16 protein-coding genes and 1 tRNA gene are annotated in these 12122 nt (G+C 70.7%); 7 read left to right on the top strand and 10 right to left on the bottom strand.

What is annotated here, in order from left to right; genetic code table 11:
• Positions 1-392: 392 nt before the first annotated feature.
• Positions 393-662, top strand: coding sequence for a hypothetical protein (locus ACZ5OX_RS21355; protein WP_465631998.1), 270 nt, complete (start codon positions 393-395; stop codon positions 660-662).
• A 281-nt stretch (positions 663-943) separates the two neighbouring features.
• Positions 944-1159: a hypothetical protein gene (locus tag ACZ5OX_RS21350; RefSeq protein WP_465631996.1), complete on the top strand. Its 216-nt coding sequence runs from the start codon at positions 944-946 to the stop codon at positions 1157-1159.
• A 7-nt stretch (positions 1160-1166) separates the two neighbouring features.
• Here ACZ5OX_RS21350 and ACZ5OX_RS21345 read toward each other — a convergent pair whose 3' ends face one another.
• The 5 genes from ACZ5OX_RS21345 to ACZ5OX_RS21325 all read right to left on the bottom strand — a co-directional run bounded on the left by ACZ5OX_RS21345 (position 1167) and on the right by ACZ5OX_RS21325 (position 4556).
• The gene (locus ACZ5OX_RS21345) at positions 1167-1523 is read right to left on the bottom strand and encodes a hypothetical protein (RefSeq protein WP_465631994.1); all 357 of its coding nucleotides are present in this window, start codon (positions 1521-1523) and stop codon (positions 1167-1169) included.
• A gap of 195 nt (positions 1524-1718) precedes the next feature.
• A complete protein-coding gene (locus ACZ5OX_RS21340) occupies positions 1719-2051 on the bottom strand; it encodes a hypothetical protein (RefSeq protein WP_465631993.1) in 333 nt (110 codons plus the stop codon).
• A 240-nt stretch (positions 2052-2291) separates the two neighbouring features.
• A tRNA-Leu gene (locus tag ACZ5OX_RS21335) sits at positions 2292-2375 on the bottom strand.
• 108 nt (positions 2376-2483) lie between these two features.
• Positions 2484-3482 carry an alpha/beta hydrolase gene (locus tag ACZ5OX_RS21330; RefSeq protein WP_465631991.1) on the bottom strand — a complete coding sequence of 333 codons (999 nt, stop codon included), beginning with the start codon at positions 3480-3482 and terminating at the stop codon, positions 2484-2486.
• Between the two features lie 6 nt (positions 3483-3488).
• Positions 3489-4556 (bottom strand): alcohol dehydrogenase catalytic domain-containing protein, encoded by a 1068-nt coding sequence (locus ACZ5OX_RS21325; protein ID WP_465631989.1) that lies wholly within the window; start codon positions 4554-4556, stop codon positions 3489-3491.
• Positions 4557-4653: 97 nt separating this feature from the next.
• Between ACZ5OX_RS21325 and ACZ5OX_RS21320 the strand changes: the two genes are divergently transcribed.
• Positions 4654-5283 carry a CGNR zinc finger domain-containing protein gene (locus ACZ5OX_RS21320; RefSeq protein WP_465631987.1) on the top strand — a complete coding sequence of 210 codons (630 nt, stop codon included), beginning with the start codon at positions 4654-4656 and terminating at the stop codon, positions 5281-5283.
• A 113-nt stretch (positions 5284-5396) separates the two neighbouring features.
• Here the strand turns inward: ACZ5OX_RS21320 and ACZ5OX_RS21315 are convergent, their stop codons facing one another.
• Together ACZ5OX_RS21315 and ACZ5OX_RS21310 are read right to left on the bottom strand one after the other, a co-directional pair.
• The gene (locus tag ACZ5OX_RS21315) at positions 5397-5591 is read right to left on the bottom strand and encodes a DUF397 domain-containing protein (RefSeq protein WP_465631985.1); all 195 of its coding nucleotides are present in this window, start codon (positions 5589-5591) and stop codon (positions 5397-5399) included.
• Entirely contained in the window at positions 5497-6441 is a 945-nt protein-coding gene (locus tag ACZ5OX_RS21310) for a helix-turn-helix domain-containing protein (RefSeq protein WP_465631983.1), read from the bottom strand. The genes ACZ5OX_RS21315 and ACZ5OX_RS21310 overlap by 95 nt, the downstream gene beginning before the upstream one ends.
• Positions 6442-6598: 157 nt before the next feature.
• On the opposite strand from ACZ5OX_RS21310, the gene ACZ5OX_RS21305 reads away from it, so the two are divergent.
• On the top strand, positions 6599-7033 hold the full coding sequence (locus tag ACZ5OX_RS21305; protein ID WP_465631981.1) for an ATP-binding protein: 435 nt from the start codon (positions 6599-6601) through the stop codon (positions 7031-7033).
• A gap of 14 nt (positions 7034-7047) precedes the next feature.
• Positions 7048-7602, top strand: a complete 555-nt coding sequence (locus ACZ5OX_RS21300) for a hypothetical protein (RefSeq protein ID WP_465631979.1) — start codon at positions 7048-7050, stop codon at positions 7600-7602.
• 149 nt (positions 7603-7751) lie between these two features.
• Here ACZ5OX_RS21300 and ACZ5OX_RS21295 read toward each other — a convergent pair whose 3' ends face one another.
• Positions 7752-8678, bottom strand: a complete 927-nt coding sequence (locus ACZ5OX_RS21295) for a ribosome-inactivating family protein (RefSeq protein WP_465631977.1) — start codon at positions 8676-8678, stop codon at positions 7752-7754.
• A gap of 197 nt (positions 8679-8875) precedes the next feature.
• Complete coding sequence (locus ACZ5OX_RS21290; RefSeq protein ID WP_465631975.1) at positions 8876-9049, bottom strand: hypothetical protein; 174 nt, start codon at positions 9047-9049, stop codon at positions 8876-8878.
• A 213-nt stretch (positions 9050-9262) separates the two neighbouring features.
• On the opposite strand from ACZ5OX_RS21290, the gene ACZ5OX_RS21285 reads away from it, so the two are divergent.
• The gene (locus ACZ5OX_RS21285) at positions 9263-10507 is read left to right on the top strand and encodes a pentapeptide repeat-containing protein (RefSeq protein WP_465631973.1); all 1245 of its coding nucleotides are present in this window, start codon (positions 9263-9265) and stop codon (positions 10505-10507) included.
• A 176-nt stretch (positions 10508-10683) separates the two neighbouring features.
• Here ACZ5OX_RS21285 and ACZ5OX_RS21280 read toward each other — a convergent pair whose 3' ends face one another.
• Positions 10684-11376 (bottom strand): alpha/beta fold hydrolase, encoded by a 693-nt coding sequence (locus ACZ5OX_RS21280; RefSeq protein WP_465631972.1) that lies wholly within the window; start codon positions 11374-11376, stop codon positions 10684-10686.
• 134 nt (positions 11377-11510) lie between these two features.
• On the opposite strand from ACZ5OX_RS21280, the gene ACZ5OX_RS21275 reads away from it, so the two are divergent.
• The gene (locus ACZ5OX_RS21275) at positions 11511-12026 is read left to right on the top strand and encodes a hypothetical protein (protein WP_465631970.1); all 516 of its coding nucleotides are present in this window, start codon (positions 11511-11513) and stop codon (positions 12024-12026) included.
• Positions 12027-12122: the final 96 nt, after the last annotated feature.

The raw sequence follows: 12122 nt of genomic DNA, 5'->3' as shown, positions 1-12122 counted from the left end.
ATGGCCCGGACGTGCGCGGCGGCCTCCTCGCGCCGGTCGCAGCGGACGCCGGCCTCCACGAGGTGCGCGGCCACCCACAGCGCGTGGGGGACGTCGGAGACCAGGGTGCCGGCGGGGCCCCGGTCGGGTGAGCCCGGCGGCCGGTGAGATCCGCGGATCGACCGGACGCCTCCGTGGTGTTCGGCGAGCGGCGTGCTCCGCCCGAACGACCTTGCCCACAGATCGCCCGATCGGCCGTTTTCGCAGGTCAGCACGGTGTGTCTGACAGGCCGTGAGGTCTGTTCGGATGGCGGCGTCGCTTGCGGGCGGTCGCGGCCCATGGCTGTCTGGTTCCGGCGGGGCCGACCGGTCGCCGCCGCTTCTAAATCTCGAACTCCACGGAGAGAACCATCATGCGTGCTGTCAAGCGTGTCCTTGCCGTCGCCGCCCTCACCACCCCGCTCGTGATCGGCTGCGCCGGCCTCGCCTCGGCCACCGAAGGCCTGGACGCGTCCTTCGGTCAGGGCTTCTTCACCGCCAACCAGAACGGCGCCGGCTTCGGCGCCAACCAGTCCACCGTCAGCCCGGACGGCCTCTCCCACGCCACCGCCTGGACCTACGCCGACAACGAGGGCATCAGCGGCTCGTACACCGGCGCGGGCGCCGTGTGGAACAAGGAGTGACGAACCCCGCACCGCCGGAGTCGTGAGGCCCTCACAGCTCCGGAGCGGTTGGACGGCCGGTCGACCAGGAGGTCGGCCGGCCGTTCCCGTGAAGGCACCGCGGGTCGCGGTGGAAGGGCACCACATGGCGCGGGTCGGCAAGGCCGCGGAACCGGCGCGGCGGGCGTGGACGACGAACCGGCCACTGGCCGGCACGGCCGTCCTGACGGCCCTCATGCTCGCCATCGCCCCGGTGGGCCCGATCACGGCCCCTCGGTCGACCACGGGGCGCCCGCCTGGGCATGGCGGTGAGCGCCCTGGGCATGGCCGTCGCGTTCCTGATGACGATGCTGACGACCGTGGCCGCACTGCTCGCGCTCGCGGCCGCCACCGGCACGGCCGTCCTCGTCGTCCTCCGCCGGACCGGTCGGACCCGTCGGACCGGTCGGGCCGGTCGGGCCGGTCGGGCCGCGCGCGCCGTCCGGAGAGCCGCTGAGGGTCTGCCGAGGGTCCGCTGAGGGCGGCTCACTCCTCTCCGGCCGGTCGCGCGGACTGGACGGGGTACGGGAAGCCGGCCGCGCCACGGCCCGGTTCGACGGCGGCGCGGAGGCCGCCGTACGCGGGCAACTCGTAGAAGCACCAGGCAACTTGACTGCAGTTGACCGCGCTCTCGACGGGCGGTTCGATCAGCGGCCGCGGCTGCCTGATGTGCTCCAGCAGGCCCTGGTAGTCCACCTCGGTGCACGCGCACACCGCGTGGCCGCGGGGGCGGCCGAGCCGCCTGGGGACGGACGGTGCGCCCGCCGCGGGGATCACGGCGGCGCTCGCGAGCGCCGCCGCGGTCAGGGAGACGGCCGCCCGGCCCCGCATGGACCACGGCACGGCGGCCCCCTTCCGATTCCTCGGCGAGCAGCGGCCTCGCCGGTCGGAAGGGGAATCCCACCCCGGAGGGGACGGGTAAACAGCGGCCGGGAAAGTCGTACCTTACGAAACCGGCCTCGGGGAGCGGGAGTTGGAACCCGTGAGGGGGCGGCCGGTCGATCCGAAGATCGACCGGCCGTTCACCGGAAGTCGTCCTCAGGCCGATTCGACCTTGAAGCTCCTCTTGTTCCGGAAGATCTTGGCAGTGTTCGGCGGGACCGGGTCCCCGTTGCCGAGACTGTCCATGCAGTTTGAAGAGTTGTAGACGCGGATGACCCGGTTCGTCTCGTTGGTGATGCGGAAGCTGTCCCCTTGGACATCGAAGGCCTGACACGATCCGTCGGCGGGGTCGTGGTACACGATGGGGTTGCCGGCGAGTGTCTCGATGACCACGTTGCCGGTCGCCGCCGAAGCCGGGGACACGGTGGCGATCGACAGCGCCGCGGTTCCGACGAGCAGCGCGAGTGCGGAGGAGAGGTTCCTCTTCATGGTTCTTGTCTCCAGGTGAGGTTCGGGTCGGCGAGGTCGGCCGACCGTGGCGTTGACGACGGCTTCCCCCACCCTCGGCACGTCGCCCGCCCAGAACACTACGTTGCGTCGCACTCCGGAGACTTGGCGTGATCGACCGCTCGCGTGACCGGCCCCTCAGGAAAAGACCCGCGAGGCCCCCTCGGCGACGGCGGAAAACAAAACGGCCGGTCGATCCGAAGATCGACCGGCCGTTTGCTGTGCGCGAGGGGGGAGTTGAACCCCCACGCCCTTTCGGGCACTGGAACCTGAATCCAGCGCGTCTGCCTATTCCGCCACCCGCGCATCTGGGTGATGAGGAAAACTATAGACCATCCGGAAGGGTGCCTCTGACCACCCCCCGGCGAACGGACGGGGCCGCCCCGGGGTGGGGGCGGCCGCCGCCCGGTCGCGCTACGGGGCCGGGGCCCGGAGATGGCGGATGAGGTAGCCGAGCCAGGCCTGTTCGAAGGCCTGCGCGAGCTGCGACGCGGGGGCGAACAGGTCGAAGGCGTGGTAGGCGCCGGGGTACAGGTGGAGTTCGACCGGGACGCCGTGGGCACGCAGGCGCGTGGCGTAGTCCAGGTCCTCGTCGCGGAAGCAGTCGAGTTCGCCGACCGCGATGAAGGCCGGCGGCAGTCCGCCGAGGTCTTCCGCGCGGGCGGGGGCGGCGTACGGGCAGACGTCGCCGGTTCCGGCTCGCTCACCCAGGACCGCCCGCCAGGCCAGGAGATTGGCGGAGCGGTCCCAGATGCCGATGTCGGTGATCTCGTGGCTCGACGCGGTCCGGTTCCGGTCGTCGAGCATGGGGTACATCAGCGCCTGGAAGAGCGGCGCCCGGCCGCCGCGGTCGCGGACCAGCAGGGCGGTGGCCGCCGCGATCCCTCCGCCGCCGCTCTGGCCGGCGATCCCGATCCGGGCGCCGTCCAGACCCAGGGCCCCCGCCTCACGGACGAGCCACCGGTGGGCGACGTACCCGTCCTCGGCGGCGCCGGGCGCGGGGGTCTCGGGAGCCAGCCGGTAGTCGACGGCGGCGACGGCGCATCCGACCCGCGCGCACAGCCGCTTGAGCCAGGGGTCGTCCTGGGCGGCGAAGCCGAGCACCTGCCCGCCGCCGTGGAACCAGAGCAGCACCGGCAGCGGCCCGCTCGCGGTCGCGGGCCTCAGCAGACGGATCGGCACGTCGGGGCCACCGTCCGGCCGCGCCGCGCGGTGTTCCTCCACGGTGACCGACGGGTCGTCGGGGGCGTCGGCGGCGCTCGCCTCGGCGAAGGCGCGGAGCGTCTCGCGCGTGGCGGCGATGTCGGTCAGGTCGAACACGCCGTTGGGGGTCATCGGAACGCCGTCGAGGGCCCGGCCGAGTTCCGGGTCGATCCGCAGGCGGGGAACGGACGTCCTCGTGTCCGCTGCCATGGCCGCTCAGGCCCCGAACTCGTCGATGACGACCACGCCGGTAGGCCCGTACGTCTCCAGGGCCTCCAGCACCGAGCCCGCCTCGTGGAGGCCGACGGTACGGGTGACGATCCGGCCGGGGTGGAGGCGTCCGGCTTCGATCATGTTGAGCATCGTGCCGAACCGCTGGCCCTGCATGCCGAAGGCGCCCAGGAACTCCAGTTCCTTGACCATCATCACGTCGACCGGCAGGGCGACGTCCCCCCGCTCCGCGCCGGTGGTGTGCCCGAGTTGGAGGTGGCGGCCGCGCGTGCGCAGCGAGAGCACGGAGTTCCGACAGGCCTCGGCGATCCCGACGGCGTCCACGGACACGTGGGCGCCACCCCCGGTGAGGGCCTTCACCGCCTCCGCCGGCTCGTCCGTGGCCGCGTTGACGGTGTGGACGGCTCCCAGGGCGCGCGCGGCCGAGAGCTTCTCGCCGTCGATGTCGACCGCGATGACGTTGGCGCCGGTCGCCGCGGCGATCTCCACCGCGGACAGTCCCATGCCGCCGCCCGCCCCGTACACCGCGACCCACTCCCCGCCGCGGACCCCGGCCTGGTCGACGATGCCGTGGAAGGCGGTCATGTAGCGGCAGGCGAGGGCGGCGACGTCGACGAAGCCGACGGACTCCGGCACCCGGACGAGGTTCACGTCGGCGAAGCGGACCATGACGTACTCCGCGAAGGCACCCCAGTAGGAGACCCCGGGCACGAGCGAGTCCACGTGCTCGCACACGTGCTGGTTGCCACTGCGGCACATCTCGCAGGAGCCCTCACCGGGGTTCATCGGGAAGATGACGCGGTCGCCCTCCCGCCAGCCCCGGACGTCCCGGCCGACCTCCACGACGGTGCCGGCGAACTCGTGGCCGAGGACGAACGGCGGCTCGACCCGCGGCCCTCCCGTCCAGAACTCCCCCGCCCACAGCGCCCAGTCGGTGCGGCAGATGCCGTTGGCCCCGACGCGCACGATCGCGCCGTCCGGAGGGCACTCGGGGTCGGGCACCTCGCGGATGGCGAGGGGCTTGTGGAGTTCTTCGATGACTGCGGCGCGCATGGACGCCACCTCCTCAGGGATTGTCCACCTGTTCAAGCGGTGGACTTGGACGCTATGTGCTCGCCACACACCGCGTCAACCGCCTAAAGTGGTGGACATGAGCGATGGGGACGGCCGACGAGAAGGGCGCCAGCGCGCCAAGACCGACTTCCGGTTCGACGACGCGCGACTGTGCTTCGCCTTCGCCGGCACGCTGGCCGACCGCGGCAAGGAGGTGCGGGTCGAACGGCTGGCCCGACCGGAGGACCTGAGCCGCTGGTGCGTGGAGAGCGGCTGCACGACGGCCGCGCCGGCCTGCAGCGAGGCCGACCTGGACGGCGCCAGGCGACTCCGCGAGGCGGTCCAGCGGATCGGCCTCACCCTGGCGGAGGGAACGACGCCCGCGCCCGGGGACGTCGACCTCGTCAACCGCGCTGCCGCCGCGCCGACTTCGGCGCCCGTGCTCTCACCCGACGCGGCCACCGTCCGCTGGCACGGGGACGACATCGCGGCCGTGCTCTCCATGGTCGCGCGGGACCTGATCGAACTCTGCGGATCCGACCAACGGACGCGCGTCCGCATCTGCGGGAACCCGGCGTGCGGAACACCGTTCGTCGACACCTCCCGTGCGGGGGCACGGCGTTGGTGCTCGATGAAGACCTGCGGCGCCCTGGTGAAGAAGCGGGCCTACCGGGCGAGGAACCAGGCGACCACTGAGGGCGAAGAGGAGGCCGCGTCTATCCGATAAGCGCACACACACGCTGCGCCGCCGGTACGGCGGCACAGCAAAGGAAGTTGGTCAACGTCGTCGGGGCCGGAGCACCGGCGGGTGCCCCGCCCCGAGGGCGTTGAGGGGGTGGATCAGCCTTCGAGCGGCAGGCGGCCGGCGCGGACGGCCTCGACGAAGGCGCTCCAGGAGGAACCGGGGAAGACGAGGACCGGGCCCTGCGGGTCCTTGGAGTCACGCACCGGAACGAGGCCGGGGAATCCGGGGGCTACCTCGATGCAGTTGCCGCCGTCGCTGTTGCTGTAGCTGCTCTTCCGCCAGGCGGCCACGGCGAGCTCGTTGCTCATCATCTTTGAAACCCTCCAGCGCATCGGCGATCAGCCTAAGCGAGTCATCCTCTGACGGGCATTCGGCTCGAAGCTGATCATAGCGACGCTGGTGTTTGGCCACGGTGTCGAAGGCGTCGATCAGATGACCTCGATCGAGGCTCTCCGAGTAGACCAGCCGCTGCCCGTCCGGCAGCTCCAGCAACACCATAGCCGTCTTGATGTCAGTCCGCCGGTGCGCGAAGGGCGCCACCTGAATGATGACGTTCGGGAGCCGAGCGACCATCAGCAAGTGCTCCATCTGGCAGCGCATTACGCCGGGTCCACCGATGACGGTACGGATGGCACTCTCATCGAGCACGACGAGCAGCAGTGGCCCATCAGGCGCCAAAAAGCGGCTCTGTCGACTGAGCCGAGCCCTGACCTGCTCCTCGATCTCTTTCGGGTTACCGACCGCGTCGCCAGCGGCAAAGAGTGCATGCGCATACTGCCTGCACTGCAACAGCCCGTGCATCACAGAGTCCTGGTACGCGCGCACCCCGATCGCGATGGCCTCCTGGTCCACGTACTCCTCGAACCAGTCCGGGTGATCGATCGCCACATTCCAGTCGACCCGCCCGTACAGCCGCATCAGCAGGTCACCGGCGTCCAGCAGCTGCCCGATCTCCACGACCTCGTCGAGAGGCGGCTTGCGCCGCCCGCCCTCGGTCCGCGAGACCACCGTCCGGTCGAGGTGGAGCAGCTTGCCCAACTCCTCCTGGGTGTAGCCCGCCTGCTCTCGCGCGTAGCGGATCTCCTCGCCGAACATGATCGCGGAGCTCGCCGTCGGTCCGCGCTGCTTTCGCCGTGTCATCACCACTCCCGCCTGTGCGTCACGTGCTCAACACGTGGATTTGGACGCAACCGTACCCCCGCAGGCCGATCATTGACACCGGAAAGCGATCATCTGCGTGCGCAGCGTGAACTTCGCGCCCCACTCGCACGCCCCTCCGCCCCCTTCGAGGTGCCCCATGCTCACTGCCCGTCGCCCCCGCATGTTCGTCGCGCGCCTCGACTCGCGCACCGAGTCCGCGCCCCTCGCGCGCTACCTGCTCCGGGCGTACCTCTCCGGGCTCCCCTCGGGCGAACGGTACGGCGACACCGCCGAGTTGCTGCTGGGTGAACTGTTCGCCAACGCCGTCCAGCACTCGGACGCCCCCGACGACGGGCACATCGAAGTCCGCTTCTCGCTCGTTAACTCCCGCCTGAGGATTGAAGTCCACGACGCCGGCTCCACCCACCCCGCCCTCCACGCCCCCACCCCCGACAACGAACACGGCCGCGGACTCTTCCTCGTCAACGAGCTCGCCGAACGCTGGGGCAGCGCCTCCCACCCCGGCGGCGTCGGCAAGTTCGTCTGGGTCCTCGTCGCTCCCGTCCCCACCCCCGTCCTCGTCACCGTCTGAAAGCCCGAACCCCCATGAATCTCGCCACCCTCGCCCGCCACACCCTCTCCCGTGGCGCCACCCCCGCCGCCACCTACGCCCTCATCGCCCGCCTCGGCCACCAACCCCTGACCTGTGCCCGCGCGGTCTGCCTGGCTCTCGACATCCCCCACGCCGAAGCCACCCGCCGCCTCGACGACTGCTACGACGCCCTCCTCGCCGACCCCCGCCCCGACTCCGAGGGCGACACCGGCGAACTCCTCGAAGCCCTCGGAGTCTTCGACGTCCCCAAGAGCCTCGACACCACCGAACTCGCCGTCGTCGACCTCTTCCTGGCCGCCATCGAGGCCCTGGGAGGAATCCGCCCGGGCCACCAGCACGGTCTCCAGCGCTGGTTCACCACCGGCAACCTCACGGCGGCCTACCTCTCCCTCACCGCCACCCACCCCCTGCCCCGCACCGGCGACCCGGCCCAGTACTGGAGCACCCTCACCAGCGCCGGCGAACTCCTCACCGCCACCCCCGACCCGGACCCCCGCCTCAAGCTCGCCCTCACCCACTGCCGCACCCAAGCCGCCACCCACCCCTGAACCCCCACCGCCTCCCCCAGCACCCAGCGGACACCGAATGCGCCGGACCCCACGCGCCCCGCGCAGGAAGTCGGCCCAGCCGACTTCCTGCGCGCGTCACTTCCATCCGGAAGCCGAGCAGCTGCCCTGCCGGCTTCCCGGGCGTGTGACTACCTGGGGCGGGACCCGCTGTACAGGTCCATGTAGAACACGTACTGCATCAGTTGCTGCAAGGTGTAGAACGTGCGCTCGAAGCCCGCCTGGCCCTGGCCGACCGTGATGGGAGGGACGCCCGCGTTGTTCATGACGCGGTACACCCAGTTCGACAGCGCGCCCCAGTTCGTCTCCAGGTTGACGTTCTCCACACCGATCTGGGTGTTGCCGTGGTCGCGGATGTTGCCGCGGATGTTGTCGAAGATCCGACCGAAGCGCGCCGCCTCCGAGGTGGCCTGGATCATCATGATGATGGAATCACCCAGCGTGGCCCAGTTGCTGCCGGTGCTCTGGAGGAGGTGGATGTTGTGCACCTGCTGCAGGGCGTTCTGGAGCGCGGGTCCGGTGATCCGCTGGTTCTGCCTGTTGCCGCCACCGGGGAGGTTGTTGTAGTTGCCGGTGAAGGGAAGGGTGTTCGCATTGACGCCCAGGGTCCGGTTGAACCGGGCCCTCTCCGGTGCCGCCGGATTGTCCTCCCTGAAGACCCAGTGCGTGCCGCCGACCTGGTAGAAGCCGGCCACGTACAGGTTGTGCGGCCAGATGTAGATCGCGCCCTGGTAGACGCCGTTCCGGTTGATGCTGATCTGGATGAGCTGGTCGTTGTCCGCCACGACGGTCTCGTCCAGGTCGGTCCTGAACCAGTCGTGACTGCTGAGCTCATGGAGCCGGCGGATCACCTCGTAGTACCGAGCGTGTGCCGAATCGCCGCCGCCTCCCAGGTCACTGATGTCCCAGTCGATGTTGGTGAGACGGTTGTTCGTGTCGGCGTGCGCCGCGGGCGACGTCATGCCCGTGAGCCCGACCGCCAGAGCGAGGGCGATCATCACGCCGACCAGGCGGCGGAGCGCCCGCGCCGGTGCGCTGAGTTCGTTTGTCGTTAGCATGCAGGAATTCCTCGATGGTGATGAGACGAGTCGTCAGCGCGCCTCACCTGCCGACGGTTTCCACACGCGGCCGGCATTCGTGACGCACTGCCAGCAGGCTAGGTAGCCGTGCGTTTTCCGGATGTACCGTCAGGGACCAGGCGCTTGATCACCAGTGCACACTCACCGGCCTACCGCCGCCCGGGGCGCGTACAGCCCTAGCCGCGCCGGGTGAACACCCAAGCGAGCAGGCTGGTCACGGTGGCACCACCCGCGGCCGCGGCCATGCCCCGGACGAAGTGCAGGGCGACGGTGCGCCGCACGACCCGCCACCGGCGGCGCCGCCGCCCTGCCTTGCCGGCCCGACCCTGCTCACTAAACCTGGCGAACATCGCGCCTCTCCTCCCCAAGGACGGCCGCGCCTCACGGCCCGTCTCATCAACCCTGGAGGCGGACAGCGACGGCGCCACGCCGTACCGATGAGACCGGATGAAGCCGTAAGTCGGCTGCCGTGAACCGACGTTCACCTGACAGCGACGCACCTTCGGTCCATGATGAACTGACAGCAGCGGATAGAATCTGACAGCCCATCGAGGTGCAGCCCTGTGGCGGGAATCGTCATTCCGACCAACGAGAAACTTCCGCCCGGGCCACGAAGGGACCTGGTCGAGGCCCTGCACGGGCTGTACCGGGGCGCCGGCAAGCCCAGCCTCCGCGACATCTCCGACGGCATCAAGCGCCGCGACGACCTGCCGACGACGGTGAGCCACGACACCGCGAGCCAGCTGCTGAACGGAGTGACCGTCCCCTCCTGGGCGAGGGTGGAGTCCATGGTGCGCTACCTGGCCGAGGCCGCCGTCGGACGGCAGAAGCCGGACCCCGAGGGCGAGGTCGAGCGCTTCCACCGGCTCTGGCTCGCCGCCGACGACGACGCGGAGCCGGACGCACCGGCACAACCGTCCACGACGGACGAGGCGCTGAGGGCGGATCTCCGGTCCGCCGAGCTGGAGCGGCGAATCGCGGCCCTCTACCGCCTGGAACGGCTGGCCTGGCGGGCCTCACCGGAGGAGCGGAGAACCTCCGCCGAGTGGTGGCGGTCGGTACTGACCGACTTCATCCGGGAGGCGTGTCCGCGCGCGGTGCCGTCGGGTCCGGCACGTACTCCACCCGAGGATGTCCAATTGGCGATCCTGACTCTGGGGCGCCTTCCTGGCATGTACCTCGTCAGTGGTTTCGCCCTGGCGGGGCTTGATCTCCGGAACCTGGTCTGGGACGGAGCCTGGCTCTGGGACGCCGACCTGAGCGGAAGCCTGCTGTCGGACGGTTCCCTGCAGTTCACGCAGCTCGTGGGCGTCCAACTCATGGAGGCGACACTCACCAACGTTGATCTGGACTTCGCCGATCTCACCATGGCCAACCTCATCCGATGCGATCTTTCCGGTACGACCATGACAGAAGCCAACATCTCGGAAGCGGACCTGTCTCACGCCGTCCTCTCGGGAGCGAACCTGAAAGGCACCTCAGCCCACCGCACCACGCTGGCGAGGTGCATGGCCGAACGCGCCTCATTCAGCCAAGCAGACCTGCGTGAAGCCGGCTTCGACGGAGCCGTACTGACAAGCTGCCAGTTCGACGAGGCCAATCTCATCGGCGCGGACTTCACCAACGCGAGGCTGAGCGGCGTCTCCTTCTCCGGCGCCGACCTCTCCAACGCGCGATTCACCAAGGACGGCCTGGAACAGGCACAACTGACGCGGTCCCAGCGCGCCTCCGTCGAGGTCGTACCAGACTCGGACTGGTCGGCCGACGTCGGCTACGCCCCTCCCGCGTGGTACGTCCAGAGCGATTAGCGCTCAAGGCGCCAGCAGGTGTCCGAAGGTCTCCCGACCGGTGCGCTCCGCCTCCGACCGGCCCCGGAGCGGAAAGCAGCAGTCCGCCGCTCCCGGTGCCCCGGCATCGCGAACCGGCCCGGGGCACGAAGTCTGCCGCCACCCGCCGACAGGACCCGCCTCGCCGGTCATCCCGCCTACAGCGCGGCCCGGTACGCCTCCAGCCGGTCCGCCAGTTCCTCCGGGTGGCCGAGCATCGGGAGGTGGTCGCCGGGCATCTCGTCGGGCCGGAAGCCGAGGCGCTCCTCGACGTGGCGCCGCAGGAACGCGGGCGGGAAGAAGCGGTCGCCGGTGGCCAGCAGGAACCTGGTCGGCACGTCCGGCCAGGCCGCCAGCGGCCACGGTGTCCCGAACGGCGTCGTCGACTGCCGTCGCTGGTGCTCCGTGAGGAGTTCCTCGGCCAGGGCGGCCGGGGTGTCGTGCAGGAACAGGGCGCGCTCGTCCTCCTCCGCGCCCTCCGGCACGCCCCGGCCGCGGTCGGATTCGCGGCGGGCCGGCCCGTAGCCGGTGTTCTCCCACCAGGCGCCCGGTGTCTCCCCGGGCGCCGGCACCTGGGCCTGGAGCATGACCAGCAGGTCCACCGGCACCCGCGCGCACACCAGCGGTCCGGTGAACCCGCCGAACGAGTGGGCGACGACCACGAGTCCGCCCGTCCGGTCGCCGATCGCCGCGACCACCGCGTCCGCGTACTCGGCGAGCCCGGCCGCGTCGTCGTCACACGGCAGCTCCGGCGCGAGCACCTCGTGGCCGCGCCCGCGCAACTCGGCGGCCAGCGGCTCCCAGCACCAGGAATCGGCGGCCGCGCCATGGATCAGAACGTACGTCGTCACGGATCACTCCCGCCCGGAACGGATCACTTCCGCATCGCACCCGAGCCTACCGTCCGATCCGCCCCCGAACGGCCGGTCGGCACCCGCATACTCATCCCAACGACCATTCGCCGACCGCCCGTTGGGGGAAGCCCTTGTTCCGCGACACCCGCCCGCGCGGCATCCGCGTACCGACCCACCGCGAGACCGCCGAGGCGTGGGGCGAGCAGATCGCCGCGCTCCGCGGCGCTCCGCCCGGGTGGTCCTTCCTGCTGGGGCGGCTCTCCTCCGACGGCTACCTCTGCCACCTGGACCTCAACTACCACTTGGACGGCGAGCCCGTCGCCGTCGTCCAGACCTCGCGCCCCGTCCCGGACGGCCACCGGGTGGGCTCCCTCACCACCCCGCGGTCCCAACTCTCCACCTTCCTGGCCAACTCGGACCGCCTCGACCCGCGCACCCACCTCGCCCCGCTCGACGGCCCGCCCACCCCGGGAGAGATCCTGCTCCACGGCGTCCCCGTCCCGGTCGAGGTCCACCACAGCCACGGCTGCCGCAGCGCCCTGCTCCCCCGGCTCCCCTCTCAGCAGGGCTACGTGATCGTCACCGCCACCGCCGAACACTGGGCCGCCGCCACCGACCTCGCCCTGCGGCCCCCGGCGGCGTTCTGAACGGGGCAGCGGGGCGACGCACCGAACTCCCGGGCGATTCACTCGAACAGAGGAAGAAGCGGCGCCAAGTCTGAGCTGATCAACCGTCACGAATGC

Source organism: Kitasatospora sp. NPDC032121 (assembly GCF_055580145.1).
The sequence above is the reverse complement of the archived record's forward strand: the minus strand, read 5'-3'. Positions and strand labels throughout refer to the sequence as shown.

Coding starts and splice junctions, on each gene's coding strand:
- ACZ5OX_RS21355 (WP_465631998.1), top strand. CDS start 393: ATGCGTGCTGTCAAGCGTGTCCTTGCCGTCGCCGCCCTCACCACCCCG.
- ACZ5OX_RS21350 (WP_465631996.1), top strand. CDS start 944: ATGGCGGTGAGCGCCCTGGGCATGGCCGTCGCGTTCCTGATGACGATG.
- ACZ5OX_RS21340 (WP_465631993.1), bottom strand. CDS start 2,051: ATGAAGAGGAACCTCTCCTCCGCACTCGCGCTGCTCGTCGGAACCGCG.
- ACZ5OX_RS21330 (WP_465631991.1), bottom strand. CDS start 3,482: ATGGCAGCGGACACGAGGACGTCCGTTCCCCGCCTGCGGATCGACCCG.
- ACZ5OX_RS21325 (WP_465631989.1), bottom strand. CDS start 4,556: ATGCGCGCCGCAGTCATCGAAGAACTCCACAAGCCCCTCGCCATCCGC.
- ACZ5OX_RS21320 (WP_465631987.1), top strand. CDS start 4,654: ATGAGCGATGGGGACGGCCGACGAGAAGGGCGCCAGCGCGCCAAGACC.
- ACZ5OX_RS21310 (WP_465631983.1), bottom strand. CDS start 6,441: ATGACACGGCGAAAGCAGCGCGGACCGACGGCGAGCTCCGCGATCATG.
- ACZ5OX_RS21305 (WP_465631981.1), top strand. CDS start 6,599: ATGCTCACTGCCCGTCGCCCCCGCATGTTCGTCGCGCGCCTCGACTCG.
- ACZ5OX_RS21300 (WP_465631979.1), top strand. CDS start 7,048: ATGAATCTCGCCACCCTCGCCCGCCACACCCTCTCCCGTGGCGCCACC.
- ACZ5OX_RS21295 (WP_465631977.1), bottom strand. CDS start 8,678: ATGCTAACGACAAACGAACTCAGCGCACCGGCGCGGGCGCTCCGCCGC.
- ACZ5OX_RS21290 (WP_465631975.1), bottom strand. CDS start 9,049: ATGTTCGCCAGGTTTAGTGAGCAGGGTCGGGCCGGCAAGGCAGGGCGG.